Source organism: Mesobacillus sp. MER 48, from assembly GCF_023714225.1.
Lineage (GTDB): Bacteria > Bacillota > Bacilli > Bacillales > Cytobacillaceae > Mesobacillus > Mesobacillus oceanisediminis_A.
In genome coordinates this window covers 159,247-177,791 of the sequence record NZ_JAMAUR010000004.1, presented here as the reverse complement: position 1 = coordinate 177,791, position 18,545 = coordinate 159,247, and the positions used below count along the sequence as shown (strand labels likewise).

Annotated in this window: 21 protein-coding genes and 1 riboswitch; of the genes, 5 read left to right on the top strand and 16 right to left on the bottom strand. The window is 43.7% G+C overall.

Annotation, left to right across the window (positions count from 1 at the left end; all coding sequences use genetic code 11):
* Positions 1-69 precede the first annotated feature (69 nt).
* From gnd to M3593_RS15685, 4 genes are all read right to left on the bottom strand, one after another.
* Positions 70-966: a phosphogluconate dehydrogenase (NAD(+)-dependent, decarboxylating) gene (gene gnd, locus M3593_RS15700; RefSeq protein WP_251543974.1), complete on the bottom strand. Its 897-nt coding sequence runs from the start codon at positions 964-966 to the stop codon at positions 70-72.
* Between the two features lie 129 nt (positions 967-1,095).
* Entirely contained in the window at positions 1,096-1,956 is an 861-nt protein-coding gene (locus M3593_RS15695; RefSeq protein ID WP_251543976.1) for a MurR/RpiR family transcriptional regulator, read from the bottom strand.
* A gap of 128 nt (positions 1,957-2,084) precedes the next feature.
* Positions 2,085-2,834, bottom strand: coding sequence for a type I methionyl aminopeptidase (map, locus tag M3593_RS15690; RefSeq protein ID WP_144475192.1), 750 nt, complete (start codon positions 2,832-2,834; stop codon positions 2,085-2,087).
* A gap of 381 nt (positions 2,835-3,215) precedes the next feature.
* Positions 3,216-3,731, bottom strand: coding sequence for a type 1 glutamine amidotransferase domain-containing protein (locus M3593_RS15685; protein WP_144475193.1), 516 nt, complete (start codon positions 3,729-3,731; stop codon positions 3,216-3,218).
* A 202-nt stretch (positions 3,732-3,933) separates the two neighbouring features.
* Here M3593_RS15685 and M3593_RS15680 point away from each other — a divergent pair, with 202 nt between their 5' ends.
* Positions 3,934-4,209, top strand: coding sequence for a late competence development ComFB family protein (locus tag M3593_RS15680; protein ID WP_251543978.1), 276 nt, complete (start codon positions 3,934-3,936; stop codon positions 4,207-4,209).
* Positions 4,210-4,264: 55 nt separating this feature from the next.
* Here M3593_RS15680 and treR read toward each other — a convergent pair whose 3' ends face one another.
* A complete protein-coding gene (gene treR / locus M3593_RS15675; RefSeq protein ID WP_144475537.1) occupies positions 4,265-4,990 on the bottom strand; it encodes a trehalose operon repressor in 726 nt (241 codons plus the stop codon).
* Between the two features lie 269 nt (positions 4,991-5,259).
* Between treR and M3593_RS15670 the strand changes: the two genes are divergently transcribed.
* The gene (locus tag M3593_RS15670; RefSeq protein WP_144475194.1) at positions 5,260-5,580 is read left to right on the top strand and encodes a helix-turn-helix domain-containing protein; all 321 of its coding nucleotides are present in this window, start codon (positions 5,260-5,262) and stop codon (positions 5,578-5,580) included.
* Positions 5,581-5,678: 98 nt separating this feature from the next.
* On the opposite strand, the gene M3593_RS15665 is transcribed toward M3593_RS15670, so the two are convergent.
* Together M3593_RS15665 and M3593_RS15660 are read right to left on the bottom strand one after the other, a co-directional pair.
* Positions 5,679-5,807, bottom strand: a complete 129-nt coding sequence (locus M3593_RS15665) for an anti-repressor SinI family protein (protein ID WP_144475195.1) — start codon at positions 5,805-5,807, stop codon at positions 5,679-5,681.
* A gap of 29 nt (positions 5,808-5,836) precedes the next feature.
* Positions 5,837-5,923: riboswitch (cyclic di-GMP riboswitch) on the bottom strand.
* Positions 5,924-6,139: 216 nt separating this feature from the next.
* A complete protein-coding gene (locus M3593_RS15660; RefSeq protein ID WP_251543980.1) occupies positions 6,140-6,355 on the bottom strand; it encodes a hypothetical protein in 216 nt (71 codons plus the stop codon).
* A 218-nt stretch (positions 6,356-6,573) separates the two neighbouring features.
* Between M3593_RS15660 and M3593_RS15655 the strand changes: the two genes are divergently transcribed.
* On the top strand, positions 6,574-6,915 hold the full coding sequence (locus tag M3593_RS15655; RefSeq protein WP_144475197.1) for a helix-turn-helix domain-containing protein: 342 nt from the start codon (positions 6,574-6,576) through the stop codon (positions 6,913-6,915).
* Positions 6,916-6,977: 62 nt separating this feature from the next.
* Here the strand turns inward: M3593_RS15655 and M3593_RS15650 are convergent, their stop codons facing one another.
* Both M3593_RS15650 and M3593_RS15645 read right to left on the bottom strand, forming a co-directional pair.
* On the bottom strand, positions 6,978-7,901 hold the full coding sequence (locus M3593_RS15650) for a pseudouridine-5'-phosphate glycosidase (RefSeq protein ID WP_283905375.1): 924 nt from the start codon (positions 7,899-7,901) through the stop codon (positions 6,978-6,980).
* Between the two features lie 15 nt (positions 7,902-7,916).
* Positions 7,917-9,014, bottom strand: a complete 1,098-nt coding sequence (locus M3593_RS15645; RefSeq protein WP_251543981.1) for a carbohydrate kinase — start codon at positions 9,012-9,014, stop codon at positions 7,917-7,919.
* 250 nt (positions 9,015-9,264) lie between these two features.
* Here M3593_RS15645 and M3593_RS15640 point away from each other — a divergent pair, with 250 nt between their 5' ends.
* A complete protein-coding gene (locus tag M3593_RS15640; protein WP_144475200.1) occupies positions 9,265-9,933 on the top strand; it encodes a nitrous oxide reductase accessory protein NosL in 669 nt (222 codons plus the stop codon).
* 138 nt (positions 9,934-10,071) lie between these two features.
* Here the strand turns inward: M3593_RS15640 and M3593_RS15635 are convergent, their stop codons facing one another.
* The 7 genes from M3593_RS15635 to motA form a co-directional block, all read right to left on the bottom strand.
* Complete coding sequence (locus tag M3593_RS15635) at positions 10,072-10,779, bottom strand: ABC transporter ATP-binding protein (protein ID WP_251543983.1); 708 nt, start codon at positions 10,777-10,779, stop codon at positions 10,072-10,074.
* A complete protein-coding gene (locus M3593_RS15630; protein WP_144475202.1) occupies positions 10,772-11,590 on the bottom strand; it encodes an ABC transporter permease in 819 nt (272 codons plus the stop codon). Before M3593_RS15630 ends, M3593_RS15635 begins: the two co-directional genes overlap by 8 nt.
* Complete coding sequence (locus M3593_RS15625) at positions 11,587-12,048, bottom strand: nitrous oxide reductase accessory protein NosL (RefSeq protein ID WP_144475203.1); 462 nt, start codon at positions 12,046-12,048, stop codon at positions 11,587-11,589. The genes M3593_RS15630 and M3593_RS15625 overlap by 4 nt, the downstream gene beginning before the upstream one ends.
* Positions 12,045-13,391: a nitrous oxide reductase family maturation protein NosD gene (nosD, locus tag M3593_RS15620; protein WP_251543985.1), complete on the bottom strand. Its 1,347-nt coding sequence runs from the start codon at positions 13,389-13,391 to the stop codon at positions 12,045-12,047. Before nosD ends, M3593_RS15625 begins: the two co-directional genes overlap by 4 nt.
* 580 nt (positions 13,392-13,971) lie before the next feature.
* The gene (locus tag M3593_RS15615; protein ID WP_251543986.1) at positions 13,972-15,189 is read right to left on the bottom strand and encodes an MDR family MFS transporter; all 1,218 of its coding nucleotides are present in this window, start codon (positions 15,187-15,189) and stop codon (positions 13,972-13,974) included.
* Positions 15,190-15,299: 110 nt separating this feature from the next.
* A complete protein-coding gene (motB, locus tag M3593_RS15610) occupies positions 15,300-16,070 on the bottom strand; it encodes a flagellar motor protein MotB (RefSeq protein WP_251543988.1) in 771 nt (256 codons plus the stop codon).
* Positions 16,063-16,857: a flagellar motor stator protein MotA gene (gene motA / locus M3593_RS15605; protein WP_144475207.1), complete on the bottom strand. Its 795-nt coding sequence runs from the start codon at positions 16,855-16,857 to the stop codon at positions 16,063-16,065. The genes motB and motA overlap by 8 nt, the downstream gene beginning before the upstream one ends.
* Positions 16,858-17,059: 202 nt before the next feature.
* Between motA and M3593_RS24290 the strand changes: the two genes are divergently transcribed.
* Positions 17,060-18,541, top strand: a complete 1,482-nt coding sequence (locus M3593_RS24290) for a methyl-accepting chemotaxis protein (protein WP_251543990.1) — start codon at positions 17,060-17,062, stop codon at positions 18,539-18,541.
* Positions 18,542-18,545: the final 4 nt, after the last annotated feature.

Genomic DNA, 18,545 nt, shown 5'->3' with positions numbered 1-18,545 from the left:
AAAATAGGATAATTTTATGAACAACAAAAAAGGTCCTCCTCTATTAGAGGAGAACCTGATTTCAAGCTTTTACTTTTTTTCGACAGCATGTCCGCCGAATTCGTTCCTTAATGCAGCAACAACCTTGCCTGTGAAGGTATCATCTTCAAGTGAACGGTAGCGCATCATCAGTGACAGCGCGATGACTGGAGCTGCTGTTTGCAGGTCTAGTGCGGTTTCGACTGTCCATTTTCCTTCGCCTGATGAATGCATGACGCCTTTGATGCTTTCAAGCTTCGGCTCTTTTGAGAATGCGTTTTCCATCAGTTCCATCAGCCAGCTGCGGATGACAGAGCCGTGGTTCCAGACGCGTGAAACTTCTTTGTAATCGTAATCGAACTGGCTCTTCTCAAGGATTTCGAAGCCCTCTGCGATTGCCTGCATCATTCCGTATTCGATACCATTGTGAACCATCTTCAGGAAGTGGCCGCTTCCAACCTTACCTGTGTAAAGATAACCTTTTTCGATGGAAATGTCCTTGAAGATTGGCTCAACATGGGCAAAAACCTCTGCATCGCCGCCGATCATTGTGCAGGCTCCATTGCGTGCGCCTTCCATTCCGCCGCTTGTTCCCACATCCATAAAGTGGATGCCGGCAGCAGAAAGCTTTTCTGCACGTCTTAACGTATCCTTATAGTTGGAGTTTCCGCCATCAATCAGGATGTCACCTTCTTCAAGGTATGGCGTGAACTTCTCGATTACCTGGTCGATCAAATCACCAGCAGGAATCATCAGCCAGATCACGCGCGGCTTTAGCAGCATATCCGCCATTGCCTGATAGTCTGCTGCGATTTCAGCGCCTTCTGCTTTGATTTTCTGCATTGCTTCTTCATTTATATCATTCGCCACAACCTCATGGCCGTTTTCCATCAGATTCAATACCAAGTTATAGCCCATTTTACCAAGGCCAACCATTCCTAGTTTCACTTCGATGCACTCCTTTTTATGTAACTCTTTTCGTGCAGATTCTGCATAAGAAGAGAGCTTGAATATAATATGATAGTATCAAATATTTTTTCATATGTATATAAAATAGAAGAAAATAATTTTCACGCGTTAATATCTTTTAATGGAAATCGCTTCCCTGATTTTCTGCAGATTTCCTAAAGTCTGGTCTTGCCTGCGCACGGATACTGCCACATGGAGCACATCAATCAGGCTCAACTGGACGAGTCTGGATGCCAGTGCTTCAGACCGGAAAAGCGTCTCGCGGGATGTGGTATAGAGAACATAATCCGCTTCCTTTGACAGTGGGGACTTATAATGTCCGGTGATTGCGATGGTCGCTGCCCCATTAGCTTTTGCTATTTTTAACGCTTCTATGACATCTTTATTGCTGCCGCTATGCGAAATGCCGATCGCAGCCTGCCCGGGTCCAAGCAGCGCGGCAGAAATGATTTGCTGGTGTCCATCACTATGGGCATTGCAATGGATGCCTGTCCGCAGGAATTTATGATAGGCATCAAGCGCAATGGCTGATGAACCGCCTGATCCGTAAAAATCAATTTTCGAAGCTTGGACAAGAACATCGATAATCTTCTCAAGAACTTTGGCATCCAAAAGGTTTAGCGTTTCCTTCATGGCCTCGATATGCCCGGCGAACACTTTTTCCGCAAGCGTTACGACCTCATCCTCTTCTGTTATTTCTTCATGGATATTCTTGATCGGTTCCACGAGTTCACTAGCCAGGGCAATCTTGAAGGCTTGATATCCTCTGAACCCAAGCCGTTTACAAAAGCGGAAAATGGTCGCTTCGGCAACAGAGGCATACTCCGCAAACTCCGTGATCGAGAGGTGGATGATATCCTGGGTGTTCTTCAATATATAATCTGCGACCGCCTTCTCCTTTGATGAAAGCGATGAGTAGATCGCTTTAATTTTAACGATGACATTTTGTCCATTCAGTTCACTGGCCATGTTTTTGCCCCCTTTTTTAACCACTTTATTTTACCAAAAGATTTTCATCATTATTTAAGCAGGATGAAAATTTTTTTCACACTTCGCAAAAAGAAAGGACCGAATTTTGGTTCAGCCCCATACATTTTTTAATCCTGATCCGTTAAGATAATCGGACCCTCCTTTGTGATTGCGATTGTGTGTTCATACTGGGCAGATAGGGTTCCATCAACCGTTCTTGCTGTCCATCCGTTTGAGTCCATTTTCGTCGGCCATTCTCCGACATTGACCATCGGTTCGATGGTGAACACCATGCCTTCCTTGAGTCTTGGCCCCTTGCCTGGGAAGCCATAATGAGGGATTTCCGGCTTTTCGTGAATGACCGAGCCGATCCCGTGGCCGATGAACTCGCGGACAACTGAAAATCCTTCTGCTTCAACATATGATTGGATCACATGGCCAATATCGCCAACCCGATTACCCTGTACGGAAGCAGCAATCCCGCGGTATAAGGCCTCTTTCGTCACATCCAACAGCTTTTGCGACTGTTCACTGATTTCTCCTACAGCATAGCTCCAGGCCGAATCAGCAAGGGCACCGTTCAGGTTGACGACCATGTCGATCGTCACAATGTCGCCCTCTTTCAAAGCCTCTTTCCGCGGAAAACCGTGGCAAACCTCATCATTGATGCTTGCGCATGTTGCATATTGATAATTCCGGTAGCCTTTTTGCTCTGGTGTGGCTCCATGCTTTTTCAGATAATCCTCAACAAATTGGTCAATTTCCCAGGTCGTCACCCCTGGCTTGATGATCTTGCGAAGCTCTTTATGCACAGAAGCAAGCAATTTTCCAGCTTCCTTCATGTTCTCAATCTCTCGAGCCGATTTCAAAACAATCATTCCGTCATCTCCCTGATTCATTTCACCCTCTATATTATCTTATACGTAAAATTTCGCAAAATGAACCAGTTCCTCACAAGGTAAAAGCAAATAGGCTTAGTTTACTTGATTACTATCACAGAAAATCCACTTTTAACGGTTTTAACAAATCTCTGCAATCATTTTTTATAGCGAGAATCTTATTTTATAGCGACTTTCTCGTAAATATAGCGATTTTTTCTTTTATATAGCGAGTTTCACCTTTTTATAGCGACTTTTTCTTTTATATAGCGAGTTTCCTCTTTTTATAGCGACTTTTTCTTTTATATAGCGACTTTTATGTTTTTCCAGTTTGCACACACAATAAAAAACCCTTCTGCCTCAGCAAAAGGGTTCTCAACATTATTCCAGCACTTTAAGTGCTTCGCGATTGAACGCTGGAATATCCTTCGGTTCTCTGCTTGTCACCAGCTGGTTGCAGCAGACGACGACTTCCTTGTCCTGGTATTTCGCACCGGCGTATTCCATGTCGACACGAATGGATTTATAGCCTGTCGCACTTCTGCCTTCAAGTGTCTTGGCTGTCAATAACAGCTGCGGACCATGACATATTGCGAATACGGGTTTTTTCTCATCCATAAAGTACTTGGCGAATTGGACGAATCGTTCATCCTCGCGCAGCTGGTCTGGAGAAAAGCCGCCCGGTATGAATAATGCATCAAAATCTTCCGGCTTGACGTTGTCAATGCTTTCATCAATCTTGACTTCGGCTTTTCCCTGCTTGCCTTTTACCGTCTTTCCCTTTTCTTTTTCGATCGTCATAACCTCATGTCCGGCTTCTGTAAATGCACGAGAAGGCTCAAGATATTCTGCGTCTTCAAATAAGTCTGTTATTAAACAGGCAATTTTCTTACCCATGGATTCAACATCTCCTTTAATAAATTCTCCACTATTAAATCTTCCCTGTCTGGAGAGGACAAAACATCAATAAACACTTCCACTTTTTACAATAAAATTATGTAAATAGACCTATCTTAAGTTTAAAGCAAAAAAAAGATTTTATATTTGCGTAATTCGTCTATAATTTATTTAGGACATCTTTAGGGAGAGAAGGAGCACCATGAAATTTGGTTATATCAATGTAATGGAGGAAGTGGTTTCGACTCTTGTCAATGTGTTGATGATGAGCCCCGATTACCAGACTTTCTGCAATTGCCAGAAGTGCCGTAATGATATCATCGCCATCAGCCTGAACACTCTTCCAAGCCACTATGTCACTACGGAAGATGGCCGAAAGATGGTTTATGAACAGCTAAACACTCAGGAGAACAGGGCCTGGATCAATAAACGGATCATCAGTGCCATTCATCTAGTCGGAAAATATCCGAAACATTAATAAAAGCTGCCTAATGACAGCCTGGTCGCCCAGGCCTGTCAACGGCAGCTCTTTTTTATATATTCTGTGTATCCATACGTCTGGCGAAATCCACGAACCGGAACTTGTCGGGACGATGCCTTGACTCGGTATACTGGAAAAGTGTCGCATCATCGAAATAAATATAGTTTTTCACGATGACAATCGCATGGAATCCTTCCATATCCAGAAGCTCCCGATCCTCTTCACTCGGTTCCTCAACCGTGAATTCCTTTTTGGCAAAACTGATTTTTTTATCCAGTTCCTGCTCAATATATTCAAAAATCGAATTCTCGCATTTTTGGCGTGACAGGCCTGGCACATGCCTTTCGACGATAAAATCCTTATCGAGGATGACCCGTTCTTCATCAATATGCCTGACTCTCTTCACCTTCCAGACCATCTCATCATTGTCAACATTCAGTTCCCTCGCGATATCCGCTCCTGCCTGTTCGAGATCAAACCCATCCACAGTCGTCTTTGCTTTTCCGCCCATATTTTTCGCGAGTTCTTTAAAACTGATTAGCCCGGAAATCGGAAACTGGTGCCTTTTCAAATCGAGCACGAGTGAGCCTTTGCCGCGGATTTTTTGGATAAAGCCATTTTGTGCGAGAAGATTCAGGGCTTTGCGAATTGTTTCGCGTGATGTCTGATACATTTCGGCAAATTCATTTTCAGATGGCAAAATTGTTTTGGCGTGGTAATGCCCCTCCTGGATTTGTTTGGCGATTTCTTCATAGATCAATAAATACTTTTTCTGCATATCATCACCCGTACCTTGTCTGATTGCTACCATTTTACCTTTTTTTCGAATAAAAGAATATTATAGACTATCCTGTTTACTTTTTATAAAAATTCACCGTTAACCGCCGATAACTATAGAGACTATTTTTTTCCCAACCTTTTATTAAAAAAAACACCACAAAAATTGAGAAGATTGTTTATAATTGTTCTGTAAGGTGTTCTTAATATGGAACTATTTTATCAGATTTGTTATGATATAACTATAAATTGACAAGGTGTGTGGATACTGTGATTGGTGAACGCGTCAAAAAACTTCGACAAGAGAAAAGAATGTCCCTATCCGAGTTGGCTGAGCAAGCTGGCGTCGCAAAGTCCTATTTAAGCTCTTTGGAACGGAATCTGCAAACGAATCCTTCAATTCAATTTCTTGAGAAGATCGCTGGAGTCCTGAATGTCCCGGTTGATCAATTGATCCATGAACAAGTCGATAAAGAAAATATTGATTCTGACTGGGTTAATCTTGTGAAAGAAGCAATGGATTCCGGAATCAGCAAAGACCAGTTCCGTGAATTTCTCGAGTTCAACAAATGGAAACTCAATAATAAATAATCACAAGGGACAGCCATTTCGCTGTCCCTTTTTTGTAAAATAAAAAGCACCTCTGTAAGGAGCTGCCCGAGTATATAACGATTATCTTTATGTATCCTTTACTCCTGCCTATTGGTCATTAAAAATTTCCTGATTTCTTCTTTATTTATTCCCATCTCCAATGCTTCCATGATCAGCTGCATCCATTCTGTATCCAATTCTTCGAAAATTACCTGTTCTTTAATCAAGTTCTTCCCCCCAAAATACAGTTAGTATCCCAGGCGGCCCGGCCATCATAGTACTTTTGCACCTTAGATCCGTGACTTTGCGTCCTGGTTTTTCAACCAGTTTGCCTTTATCTGTACCTTTTTGCTTAATCGTTTACTCCCAATGTCATTGTACCTTGTTCTATATATTTAACATGTAAATATTTGTCGGCGAATTTCTGGAACTATCCTTCTTTTTCTTCCAAACAATTACAAATTTATAGATTAAAACATTATTTTTCTGAAAATTTAAATCTTTTTACTAGTATTTTTTGTCGCATCCTATCCTTAAATGTTGAACTCTTTTTTTACATTCACCCCCATAAATCTGAAGATAAGCCTTTGGACTGTGAAGTTTTTGGATAGGTTTGCCTTTTCCCGCGATGCTTTAGGACTACTTTTTCAAGGCTGATGGCATTGAAAAACGGGTACCTTGTTAAATCATTGCCACACACCGGACATAGCCATTCACCCTGTTCACTGCTGCTAAACGAGGGACGATTGCATCGATCGCAGTTTTTTCTGTACATTGCCATTTGCCTCCTTAACTCGGTACTACTACACTCCATTCGAGTATAGTTCAGAGGAACCATTTTTGAAAAAGTCCATAATAAGGCAAATTTTCTTAAAAAAGAACAATAATCGTTCTTTTTTAAGAAATTCCTTCCATTCTCATACTATTTCGTATTTTTTAAAGAATCTATTTGTTCGTTATAATGAATATAGTTGATTTTAAGGAGATAACTAGATGAAGGTTGGAGAGAAGATTAAAAGATTAAGATTGGAAAGAAACTATTCTATTACTGAACTTTCTCAAAAAGCGAATGTTTCCAAGTCATACCTAAGTTATATCGAAAGAGGCATTCAAGAAAATCCTTCGCTCCAGGTTTTATCACGACTTGCCCACAATCTGGATACGTCTGTGGAGAACCTGATGGGCCAGCAAACAAAAAGGATTGATTCGATCCCCGTTGATGAGGAATGGATCGGACTTGTTGACGAAGCAATAAAAAATGGGATCAGCAAAGAAGATTTTTCTTATTACCTTGATTTCATGAAATTCAAGAACCGTATTGATAAAGAAAAGTAGCGAGTATTATAAAATACAAATTAAGAATGCATCTTAGACCAAAATACCAAAAAAAAACAGCCTTAATGGCTGATTCTCTGTTTGGAAAGGCTGGCGGCAATCTTCGCTCCCACCCTGGCGTTATTTTTGACAAGCGCGATATTAGCAACAAGGCTCTTTCCCTCGGTCAGTTCTTTAACCTTACCCAGCAGGAATGGGGTCAAATGCTTGCCGTCTATATGCTTTTTCTTCGCTTCTGCCAGTGCTTTTTCGATCACGTCAGCTATGAAACTTTCTTCCATTGCATCACCTTCAGGGATCGGATTGGCAACGACGATTCCACCATTGAGCCCAAGATCCCATTTAGTTTTGATCATATCCGCGACAGCCTCGGGAGTATCGAGGCGGAAGTTTACATTATACGGGCTCGTCCGTGTATAGAACGCTGGCAATGAATCGGTACCATAGCCTACAACAGGTACACCATGGGTTTCAAGATACTCTAGAGTCAATCCCAGGTCCAGAATCGACTTGGCGCCTGCACATACTACTGCTACATTTGTTTTTGCCAGTTCTTGCAGGTCGGCAGAAATATCCATCGTTGTTCCCGCTTCACGATGTACACCGCCAATTCCTCCTGTCACAAATACCTCTAGATTTGCCAGTTCTGCGCAGATCATTGTGGCTGCCACTGTTGTTGCTCCATTTTTACCGGTTGATAACAGATACGCGAGGTCCCGTCTGCTGGTTTTTTCTACATTCTTGCTTTTGCCCAGGTACTTCAGTTCTTCATCCGAGAGCCCGATCTTAATTTTACCATCAAGAATGGCAATGGTTGCAGGAACCGCCCCATTATCACGGATGATCTGCTCTACCTCCCTTGCTGTCTGGACATTCTGTGGATAAGGCATCCCATGTGATATAATCGTAGATTCCAGAGCAACGATCGGTCTGCCCGCGTTCTTCGCTTCTATTACTTCCTGTGAAAAATCAAGCCACTTCTCCAGCATGTTGTACCTCGCTTATTTAAAGTTTTGTTTGAAAGTTTCGAGTAACTGTTTATTATTCAAGATGGGGTTCACTGTTTCGATCGACTGCAAGGTAATAATCGAACAGGCCATCCCGATCTTACAGGCATCCTCAGTCGGGATTCCATTAAGATGGGCATAGATGATCCCGGCGACGAGCGAATCACCCGCTCCAGTCACATCGATGACAGAGATCGCTGGGGGAATCAGGACTCCAGCTTCACCTTTTCTTGTAAAATAGATCAATCCTTTATCTCCGCGGCTGATGACAACCTTTTCGACACCTTTATGTATGATGATCTCTGCAGCCCTGAAAAAGTCGCCTTCGTTTTCAATTGTGATGCCCGAAATCGCTTCCGCTTCCTCCTTATTGGCAATCAGCCAGGTAACCCCCAGCAGGTTGTCAGGCAATTTCCTCGCTTTCGGCGATGAAACAGGTGTGATACAAAGCTCGATGTTTTCCTTGCGGCATCGCTCGATAATCCGCTCCAGCACATCTGCCGGAAAATTGGTGTCCAGCATGATGAAATCCGCTGAAGCAAAATAACCCCATTTGGGATCGATGAATGCTGGAGTGATAGAATCATAGACTGACATCTCGGCTAAAGCGACAGTCATTTCCCCATCATGGTCCAGGACTGCCGTATAGGTCCCAGTAGACTGACCATTGAGGAACTCGGACGGAGTGAAATCGACGAACGCCCTTGTGTATTCCATCAGCCAGTGTCCTTCATGGTCATCGCCCACAACTGTCAGCACACTGACATTATTCCCGAGCCTCCCCAGATTCTCCGCAATATTCCTGGCAACCCCGCCGCAAGACTTTGAGCTCTCAGCCGGATTCGAAGTGCCCAGTTCCAGCACACCTTTCGCCCATATCTTTCGGTCTATATTTGCACCGCCTACACATAACACTTGGCGTCTCTCTGGCAACATATAGGCTCTCCCCAAAATTTTCCCTTGCTTTGTTAAGGAGGAGATATAGCCGGCAACTGCATCTTTCGGCACATCCGTCTTAGCGGCAAGATCATTCAGTGAAATGTACGGATCCTCTATTATCAATTTTAAAATAAGAGCCTCTACATCGTTCATGTCGAGCACCTCGCTATTTCCAAAATATAGCTATCATTTAAATCTTATACTTTTGTCCAAATATACTCAAGACTATTAAAATTCAGTTAAATTATCACAAAGACATGAATAGTGATATTCCCGCACTTTTTGAATTCCTGTCATAAAATCGTCAAAAAAAACCGGTGTATCTCACTTTTTCCCCACGTTTTTTTCGCATTTTAATCACAACTCCCTGATAGGATTATATTCGATCAAAGGAGGAGATTGTATGAAGAAATTCCTTGCTGTCATGATGGCAATAATGTTGATGACAATCGTTTCAGCCTGCGGTAATGACTCTGCCAAAAACGAGCCAAAAGATGACCAGGATACCGCAGCTAAAGAAATGAAACATGAAGAGAATGAAGCAGATGATCACGCAGACGGCCCACATGAGCCAGGCGCTGACGATGTCTGTGCTTTCTGCAATATGAAGGTATATCCTGAAAAAGATCCGATGGGCGTTTTCACGGCACAGGCGAAAACCAAAGACGGTGACTATGTGTTCTTTGATGATTCTGGATGTCTGTTGAATACACCCAGACGCGATGAAGTTGAATTCGAGGAAAAATGGGTGCGTGACTACCTGACATCAGAATGGATTGATGCAGATGCCGCCATACCTGTTAAAGCCGAGATTAAAACACCGATGAAATACGGATATGCTTTCTTCAAAGATCAGGGAAGCGCCGAAAAATTCATCGCAGAAAACAGCGATAAAAACGCAATGATGGCTTCATGGGAGCAAATCGACCAGATGGCGAATGAAAGATATATGAAGAAAATGAAGATGAATTCGGGCAGCATGAATAAAGATAATGAAAACGATATGGAAGACATGAATAAAGATAGCGAAAACAATATGGAAGACAGCAGCAAAAAAGAAAGCGGTCATTGATAAGTTTTTTCCGATGCTTCAAAAAGGAATAACAGCTCACGTTTCGAAAAGAAAGCTTTGATAAAACGAAAAAACTCCCGGTACCATTTTACCGGGAGTTTTCTTATTCACCAGTGCCGCTAGTGGAACGGAGGAATGCTAATTGAAAAATACTTTTTCCAATGGAAGGTAGTTGCCGTTCTGATGGATAAGTGAATCGACGGCATCACAGACCTTCATCTTCCCTTCTTCCATGAAGGCAGCCCGGTCAGCCAATTCCTCTACAAGACTGAGAATATGGGTAGTGAAAAAAATCGTTTTTCCCTGCCGCTTCTCTTCCTTAATAATTTCCTTGAAGCGTAACACCCAGAGTGGATCAAGCCCATTAGTCGGTTCGTCGAGAATCCTTAATGGAACATCAGGGAGCAGTGCCTGCGCCAGGGAAAGCCGCTGCTGCATGCCTTTTGAATATTGTTTGATCTGCATATGACGCACTTCAAATAAACCGACCTGCTGAAGTGCTTCATTCACTCTTTCATCACTGATGCCTCTTAATCTCGCAAAAAATGTCAACACTTCAAGAGCAGTCAATTGGCACGGGAATAACATTTCATCTGGCATATACGAAAACAGTTCTTTAAAATCATGGTTTCGCGGGTCGATTTCACTCCCTTCGAGAAAAACCTTCCCACTGGTCGGCTTCATGATGCCTGTCAGCATTTTAATCAACGTACTTTTTCCCGCACCGTTTCCGCCGCAAAGAGCGAAGATTTCCGGCTTGTTGATTGAAAAACTGATATCTTTAACCTTTTTTGTCTCACTGTAATGCTTGGCCAGTGCTTCAATCCTGATCCATTCCTCATTCATCTGCAACACCCCTTTTCAGCCTGCGCACCGAAAAAACCACCGGCAAAACCATCCAGAGCAAGACAGCAAGAATAAACAGCATTTTTCCCATCATGCCATCCGCCCAGATCGTCAAATCATATAATCGCGGGCCAAATACCGATGCGCCATCAAGCGATAGGATCGACTGGACCCGGATCAGTTCTATCGGGTTCAGGAAAATCGACACTGTCAGCATCGGCAGCAGCCATTGCTTCATTAGGAGCATGCTTAAACCCATAATGATAAATTCATAGAACAGGACCAGGAATGCCCAGACAATCAAACTGATGCCAAGCGCCTGGAATCGCGATTTGGCAATGGTCCCAATCACCATCGCCAGTGACAGACAAATCGCCGCAAGCAATATGGAGTAGAGATAAAATAATAACAGCAGTGATATAGAAACACCCGCGCCTAAAAAGAAAATCACCAGCAGTGCTGCTCCATATCCAAATGTCAGCACAGACCAGATGGCGACAAACAAACCTGTATATTTTCCGAGGATCACACTCCAGGGCGAAACAGGATACGTCAGAAGCAGCATCAGCCCCCGATCCTCCTTTTCACCAGACAGGAACAGGCTCCCAATTAAAAGTGAAAGCAGGGGGATCAGCAATAAATTGATATTCAGGAGGCTCGCTGTCATCCGGTTAAATCCATCGAAGCCTGAGCCCCCGGTGTTCCCGAGGAATGCAACCATGACGGCAAGAGATGAGAACAGCAAGCCAAAGCCTGCCAGCCAGTGGCTTCTCATCAACAGGGTCATCTGCTGCCTGGCAATATGCATCATTGCTCCCAGCTCCACTCATGTTTTTTTAACTCTTTATAATTCAACACTTCTCCCATGCCCTGTTTTTTCACATATTGTTCAGCACTCTCCTTGTCCTTGAAGCTTACCACTCCATTTGCCATCGGTGTCCAGAAATCAGGATGGTAGGCATGGAAAGCGTTTTGCAGTTCCACCCATTCACCTGTATCCACATCACGCACATATTTTTTGGCTGCCTTTTCATCCTGAAGATCTGCTTCCCTCTCAAGGAACTCATCCATACAGCCAATATCATCAAACTTATATACTTCCCCATCAGCGGCAACGACCTCAGTGGCATAGTGCTCATGGGCAAGACCCATATTACAGACTTCGCAAACATCAATCTCCGGGTTGATTTCCTCCGGCCCCATCACATTGTTGCTGCAGCCAGCAGCTGTCGCTGAAAGGAGCAGTAATATACCAAGCTTCTTGATCATCTGAATTTCCTTCCTTTCACAATGACTAATAACGATATCGCAATAAATACCATTCCAATCACTCCGTACCTCCACTGGTCCCCATTCTGCTGTGCAGCAGAGAGTTGGATTTCTGCCGGTTCTATCAGCGGACGCGCATCATAGACCTCTGCCGATCCAAAGCTTGGAAATAAGGATTCCGCCTTTGTCCACAGCTTGACAGACGGGCTTTCGAAAAAGAATTGCCAGTACGGTTGTTTACGAAGAATACGGTCATATAAAGAGCCAGCCTTATAGGCCTCTTCGCCAATGCCATCGCCCGAAAGGTCAAAACTGCTGTAATCATCCCAGTAGTTTCCCTTCAATCCATCATCCAGCCTCATGTCTTCCCCCGAAATCCTGGACTGGACCACATTGCCGATAAAATTGTTTTCAGCCAAAAGATTGTTTTTATTTTTTCCCACGAATTCAAGCCCAACCTGGTTTGCCGCAATCAGGTTCCTGTTGATTGATAGATTCATTCCGTTTTCCAAGGACAATCCTGTGCTGTTCCGTAACATTTCATTGCGCTCAACCAGGACATTCTTCGTTTCATAAATGATTATGCCAAAACCCCGGAAATGAAAGTGATCGGTTACCCTGTTTTCAATGAATGTGATGTCTGCCGAATCCATCACCATGAACCCGGTCACATTCTTTTCGATATGGTTCCCAACTGCAGAAATGTCTTCACTGAACATGAAGTGCATTCCATATCGTGAATCACTGACATGATTTCCTGTTACTTTGACATGTTCCGTAAAGTCATAGTAAATACCATCCTGGACAGCAGCGATTTCATTCTCCTTCAGCAAATGGCCGCCGCCCTTGAACATGTGGATCCCGTTTCCACGCTTCGAAAAATGGGATTCATAACTTGTTATGCTATTTTTCAGCACCCGATTATCCATGCTGTTCGCTATATAAATTCCATTATGGACATCTTTCAATGTATTGTTTTCAATAATATTTCCATCAGCTTTCTTAATGAAAATCCCGCTGTCCTCCTGCCCTGAACCGCTGTTTTGTATCGTCAGTCCTTTAACGGTGACATCAGGTGCAGTGATTTCGATGACATTGCCTTTTCCCCCGCCATCAATTTTTGCCCCTTGTTCTCCTTTCAGTGTCATTCGCTTATTGATCACAATATTTTCCCTATAGGTCCCTGGAAAGATTGTGAGGATGTCTCCTGCTTCCGCCTGGTCAAGCATCCTTTGGATCGATTGTCCTTCCTCCACCTTAAGATCTTCGGCGCTGGCATCAACAGGCACAAGCCAAAGAAGCAAAAGTATGATAAACCAAAATGGCCCTGGCAGCCTGTGCATACTGCCGCCCCCTCCCGGAAAGTATCTCTTTTAAAACTAGCAAATAAATGTGATGAAATCTTGAAATATTTGTTGGGAAACGTTGAAGTCCATACGAGTCTTAAAAGAGGATATATAACGCAATTACAGATTCGGACCTTAAGTTTCAGAATAATCAAAAATCAAATGTGTCTATTTTGTGACAAATGCAATATAATGTAAGTAATATGTATATCTAATTAATTCGAGGAGGTAATGGGCATGACGATTGTTCATATACTGAACTTCTCCATTCCGATTGTCATGATGCTAGTGATTGGCGTCGCCGTTGATAAAATGTGCCAGCCTGACCCACCGGGCAAGGAAGCCTAGTAATGAATTGACCGGCTTCTTTTTTTTCGCCAGTTTTTTTCAAATCGCTATAAAAATGAAATTCTCGCTATATAAAAATGTTTTTCGCTATATAACATATTTTCCCGCTATATATTTAGGATTTCCGCTATATTAATTATTTTTTCGCTATATAACATTCTGTTCGGATGATCCCTTTCCTAAAAAACGCAAAAAGAGCAAGATTCTCGATCGAATCTTGCTCTTTTTGCTAGTTTTCAATAGCAGGGGGCATTTTTTTCACAAAAATTCTGTTGCCCTGGACGAAAAACAGGATACTGCCAAGTACAGCCAGGGATATGAACATAAATAATATGGTTCCGCCTGCTTCCTTCAATAAATATCCGCCCGCAATCGGTCCGAGGAAATGGCCGATTCTCCGAAATTGTGCCGCTCCGAAATAGGTGCCCCTCAGCTCATCCGTTGCAAGCTGATCGACCAGATAACTGCTTGATGGGAAGATGAGTATCTCTCCAATTGTAATAAAAACAATTGCCGTAATGCCTGTGACCCAGCCAGTTACAAAGCTAAACGTCAGCATTCCCAATGACAGGAAGACCGCACCTGCCATCATCACCTGCATCGTTTTGAACCTTTCCGCAAAGTGGCTGATTGGCATTTGCAGCAGGACGACCAGAATTGCATTGATGGACAGCATCACGGAATAGACAAATACCCCGTTTGCAATCGACGATTCAAGATATTGCGGCACAGTGGATTCCATTTGTGAATACCCAAAATTAATGATGATCGTTCCCAATATCAAATATCTCAATGCCTTATCTTTGCTGATGATTTTTAAGGAACTGGCAATCGTTACTTTGCTTGCCCCTCCACCTGCCGGGTTGCCCAGATCATATTTCTTCATCATCAGTGCCAGGATCAAAACATAGACGAAATACATAATCCCCGTCACCATGAAAGCTGATTTGGCAGAAACCACTGCCAGATAGGCACCAAGCAATGGACCGACTGATGCTCCGATATTGATGGCCGTATATCTGAGTGAAAAGGCCCTCATCCGCTTGCTTTTTTCCGTCAAATCGGCAATCAGTGCCTGGCTGGTCGGTTCGAAGAATGATCCGCTCAAGCCATTCAATGCATTTAAAATAATGAACCAGCCCGGTGTCTCAGCGATCATGAAGCCAAAATAGACAAGCGACATCGCGAACAACGAACCGATCATGACTGGCTTACGGCCATATCTGTCTGACAAATGGCCGCCCAGAAAGCCGCCGATCACACCAGACAATGGGCTGATTCCAATCGTCAATCCAATCAATACAGGATGCAAATCCAGATTCCTAGAAAGGTAGATGGCCAGGAACGGCAGTGTTGCGAACGCGGATCCCCTCGCAAGGACAGTACCGCTCAGCAGCACCCAGACAATCGGATGGAATTGGCGATAATAGTTTTTTAGTTTATTCATTTCTTTTTACCTCGGAAAGTTAGATTCCTAAATCATAGCAAATATCCAATATTATGAAAATACCCAAATTAAAAAACCGCCGCCATTTCGTCTGGCAGCGGTATTGTCTATTAACTTGGATTATTGCTTGTACGCGGAAGGATTAGGATCTCTACCCGGCGGTTCCTTGCCTTGCCTTCTGCTGTGTCATTCGTTGCGACTGGCTGGAACTCTCCAAATCCTTTTGCGCTGAACCAGCGAGGGTCGAGCTGTTCATTTTTCAAAATGATTTTCATGAATTCAACGGCTCTCATGACGCTCAGTTCCCAGTTCGATTCGTATCTCGCAGTCCTGATTGGCACATTATCTGTATGTCCGCTGATGATGATATTCCGTGGAGGCTCCATGATCAGCAGGTCCGCGATTTCATTTGCGATGTTGATATCTGATGAACGAACTTCTGCCCTGCCCGACTCAAACAGGACATTGTCACGGATTGTCAGCAGCAGTCCTTCATCCGTCAGCTTTGTATTCAGCTTGTCTGTCAGCTTTTTCTCAGCTATATAAGCGTTGACCTTCTCTTGGAGGGCCATAAGCTCCATCTGGTCTTTGGCGGCATCAGCCTTGTCTTCATCATTCTTTTCGACGTCTTCCTTGCGTTCATCAGGCGATTCCATCTGGCCTTCGGGCATCGGGCTCTGGAATTCAAATACCCCTGTCCCTCCGGAGAAAACATCATTGAACGCTTTCGACATCTGCTGGAACTTGACGGCATCGACCGAACTCATGGCGAACAGGACGATGAACAATGCAAGCAGGAGCGTAAGCAGGTCCGCATACGGGATCAGCCAGGACTCATCCATGTGTTCCTCATGATGCTTCTTTTTCCTTTTCTTACTCATCCTGAGTCACGACGCTTTCTTCAAGTATCAGCTTCCGTTCACCAGCTGGCAGGTAGGAAGCAAGCTTCTGCTCGATTACTCGCGGCGCTTCCCCTTCAAGGATTGAAAGAATGCCTTCAATCATCATGTATTTCACTTGTGCTTCCTGCTTTGATTTGCGCTTCAATTTATTGGCGAATGGGTGCCATAACACATACCCAGTGAAAATCCCCAACAACGTCGCAACGAACGCAGCACTGATTGCCCTGCCAAGCTCATCGGTATTGTCCATATGGCTCAGTGCAGCAATCAGACCAACTACTGCCCCAAGAACCCCGAGAGTCGGCGCATAAGTACCTGCCTGGGTGAAAATGGCTGCACCTGACAAATGGCGTTCTTCCATCGCTTCAACCTCTTCCGTTAACACGTCCCTGATGTAATCGGCACTCTGTCCATCCACAGCAAGCGATAAGCCATTTTTCAAAAATTCATCTTCAATCTCACTTGTTTTTGCTTCGAGCGCAAGCAGGCCTTCCTTTCTGGCAAGCTGGGCCCATTCAGAAAACAGGCGGATCAATGACGGTAAATCAGTACTTTCCTGTTCCTTGAAGAGGATTTTAAACAGCTTGGGCACTTTCTTCAGTTCTTTCGCCGGAAAAGCGATTGACACCGCCGCAACAGTACCCACAATTATGATTAAGAACGCTGCCGGATTCACGAGCGCATTGACGCTTACACCCTTCAATACCATCCCGACTCCGACTGCAATGATCGCTAATATGACACCAATGATCGACGACTTATCCATGTACGACTCCCCTGTCTGCTTTACTTCTATTTCTGTCTCTAGCTCTAAACTGTCATAGTATCTCTTTTTATTTCGACACATTTTTATAAATCTTAAGTGATTTAGCGATCAAAAATAATTTTTAGCCAAGCGTTTAAAATTGAAGATTTCTATGCCGATATAACATAAGCAAAGACAATTGATTAGTTGAGGAGGATTTTACGTGGAGGCTATTGAAAATCTCCGCAGGCAGGATACAAGAAAAAAGAACGTTTTGATGCTAAGTACCTATTCGGTATCCTTGATTGCGACTTCTGCCTATACACTGATTGAAAAAGAACCATTCATTAAAACGATGGTTTATGTAAGTGAATTATCATTTTTCATCCTGTTTTTCCTGATTTTGCAGCTATGGCTTAAGAAAGAGGCTCTCTTCCCTTATGCCGCATTTGCGGCTATTTTCACCCACCATTTCATCTATATCGGAATGTTTGGCGGCAATGGGGCATTCTTGCTGGTACTGATATTCCTTGCTGTCTTCTCAGCCATCCATTTCAACCTGAAAATCTTCATTACCGGTTACAGCCTCGGCTTGGTTGCGGTCATCATGAACAATTTGCTGGCCAAAGAAAACCAGGACTTTTTAAGCAGCACCTTCGCCGCCATCGTGCTCTGCTATGTGTTGATGGGTGCAGTATTGTTTGTGCTGATCCGCCTGAACAGGAATTCCTTTCATTCCCTGGAATCCTTCCTGGCTGAATCCGAAAATGAAAAAGTACGGAAAGAGCAGCACAGTGCCTTGCTGCATAGCGAACTGCTCGTCGTGACTGAGAGTCTTGGTAAAATAAATGAACAAATCCAGACCCATCTGTCTTCACAAACAGAAATGAAAATCGCCGTCAATGAAATTTCTGCCGGAAGCCAGGTTCAGACTGAACAAATCAATCAGATTTCTGAGAATGCAGAGCTGACAAAGCAAAGAATGGATGAAATGTCGGAAATGTCTGTTCTGCTCTCAGATAATACTCTACAGGCTGCCAAAGCGACAGAAAGCGGTTCTGGAAAAATAAGCGAGCTCCAGGGTGATATGAAAGAGCTTGCTGCTTCAATTTCCGAATTGAGCCAGACATTCTCGATGCTGACGAAGAAAATCGAAGAAACCAATGGCTTCATCGTCAACATCCGCAACATCACTGAGCAAACAAATTTGCTTGCCTTGAATGCTTCGATTGAAGCGGCGCGGGCTGGCGAGGCTGGCAAAGGCTTCTCCGTCGTGGCCAATGAAATTCGCAAGCTCGCGGAAATGACGAAGGAAACCGCCATCCAGATTACCGAAAACCTTACTTCTGTAAATGAAACAAACTCAGCTGCACTGGAAAAAATGAATGACAGCAGTGAAAAACTGGCGGATAGCCGCACCGCTGTAGAGGAGGTTTCTGGTTTCTTTGCAGATGTCAGTTGTACCTTGCAAGTGCTGACAAATCAATTCAGCCAATTCGAATTGATGGTTGGCGATGTCCAGAATCAGACAGGCGATGTCGAAGCTTCAACACGTGAGCTGGCTGCAATCATCGAGCAGGCAACTGCCGGCCTTGAAGAGATGAACGCCACGATCGAAACATTGAACGATGATAACCAGACAATTGCCGCCTACGTCAGCCAGACAGCCGCTGCAGCTGAAAAAATCGAGAAGCTTGGTGCGTAAGATA

Bases quoted from the DNA above. Each gene is read 5' to 3' on its own strand.
- M3593_RS15695 (WP_251543976.1), bottom strand. From the start codon at position 1,956: ATGGCCAGTGAACTGAATGGACAAAATGTCATCGTTAAAATTAAAGCG.
- map (WP_144475192.1), bottom strand. From the start codon at position 2,834: ATGATTGTTTTGAAATCGGCTCGAGAGATTGAGAACATGAAGGAAGCT.
- M3593_RS15685 (WP_144475193.1), bottom strand. From the start codon at position 3,731: ATGGGTAAGAAAATTGCCTGTTTAATAACAGACTTATTTGAAGACGCA.
- M3593_RS15680 (WP_251543978.1), top strand. From the start codon at position 3,934: ATGAAATTTGGTTATATCAATGTAATGGAGGAAGTGGTTTCGACTCTT.
- treR (WP_144475537.1), bottom strand. From the start codon at position 4,990: ATGCAGAAAAAGTATTTATTGATCTATGAAGAAATCGCCAAACAAATC.
- M3593_RS15660 (WP_251543980.1), bottom strand. From the start codon at position 6,355: ATGTACAGAAAAAACTGCGATCGATGCAATCGTCCCTCGTTTAGCAGC.
- M3593_RS15655 (WP_144475197.1), top strand. From the start codon at position 6,574: ATGAAGGTTGGAGAGAAGATTAAAAGATTAAGATTGGAAAGAAACTAT.
- M3593_RS15645 (WP_251543981.1), bottom strand. From the start codon at position 9,014: ATGAACGATGTAGAGGCTCTTATTTTAAAATTGATAATAGAGGATCCG.
- M3593_RS15640 (WP_144475200.1), top strand. From the start codon at position 9,265: ATGAAGAAATTCCTTGCTGTCATGATGGCAATAATGTTGATGACAATC.
- M3593_RS15635 (WP_251543983.1), bottom strand. From the start codon at position 10,779: ATGAATGAGGAATGGATCAGGATTGAAGCACTGGCCAAGCATTACAGT.
- M3593_RS15630 (WP_144475202.1), bottom strand. From the start codon at position 11,590: ATGATGCATATTGCCAGGCAGCAGATGACCCTGTTGATGAGAAGCCAC.
- M3593_RS15625 (WP_144475203.1), bottom strand. From the start codon at position 12,048: ATGATCAAGAAGCTTGGTATATTACTGCTCCTTTCAGCGACAGCTGCT.
- nosD (WP_251543985.1), bottom strand. From the start codon at position 13,391: ATGCACAGGCTGCCAGGGCCATTTTGGTTTATCATACTTTTGCTTCTT.
- M3593_RS15615 (WP_251543986.1), bottom strand. From the start codon at position 15,189: ATGAATAAACTAAAAAACTATTATCGCCAATTCCATCCGATTGTCTGG.
- motB (WP_251543988.1), bottom strand. From the start codon at position 16,070: ATGAGTAAGAAAAGGAAAAAGAAGCATCATGAGGAACACATGGATGAG.
- motA (WP_144475207.1), bottom strand. From the start codon at position 16,857: ATGGATAAGTCGTCGATCATTGGTGTCATATTAGCGATCATTGCAGTC.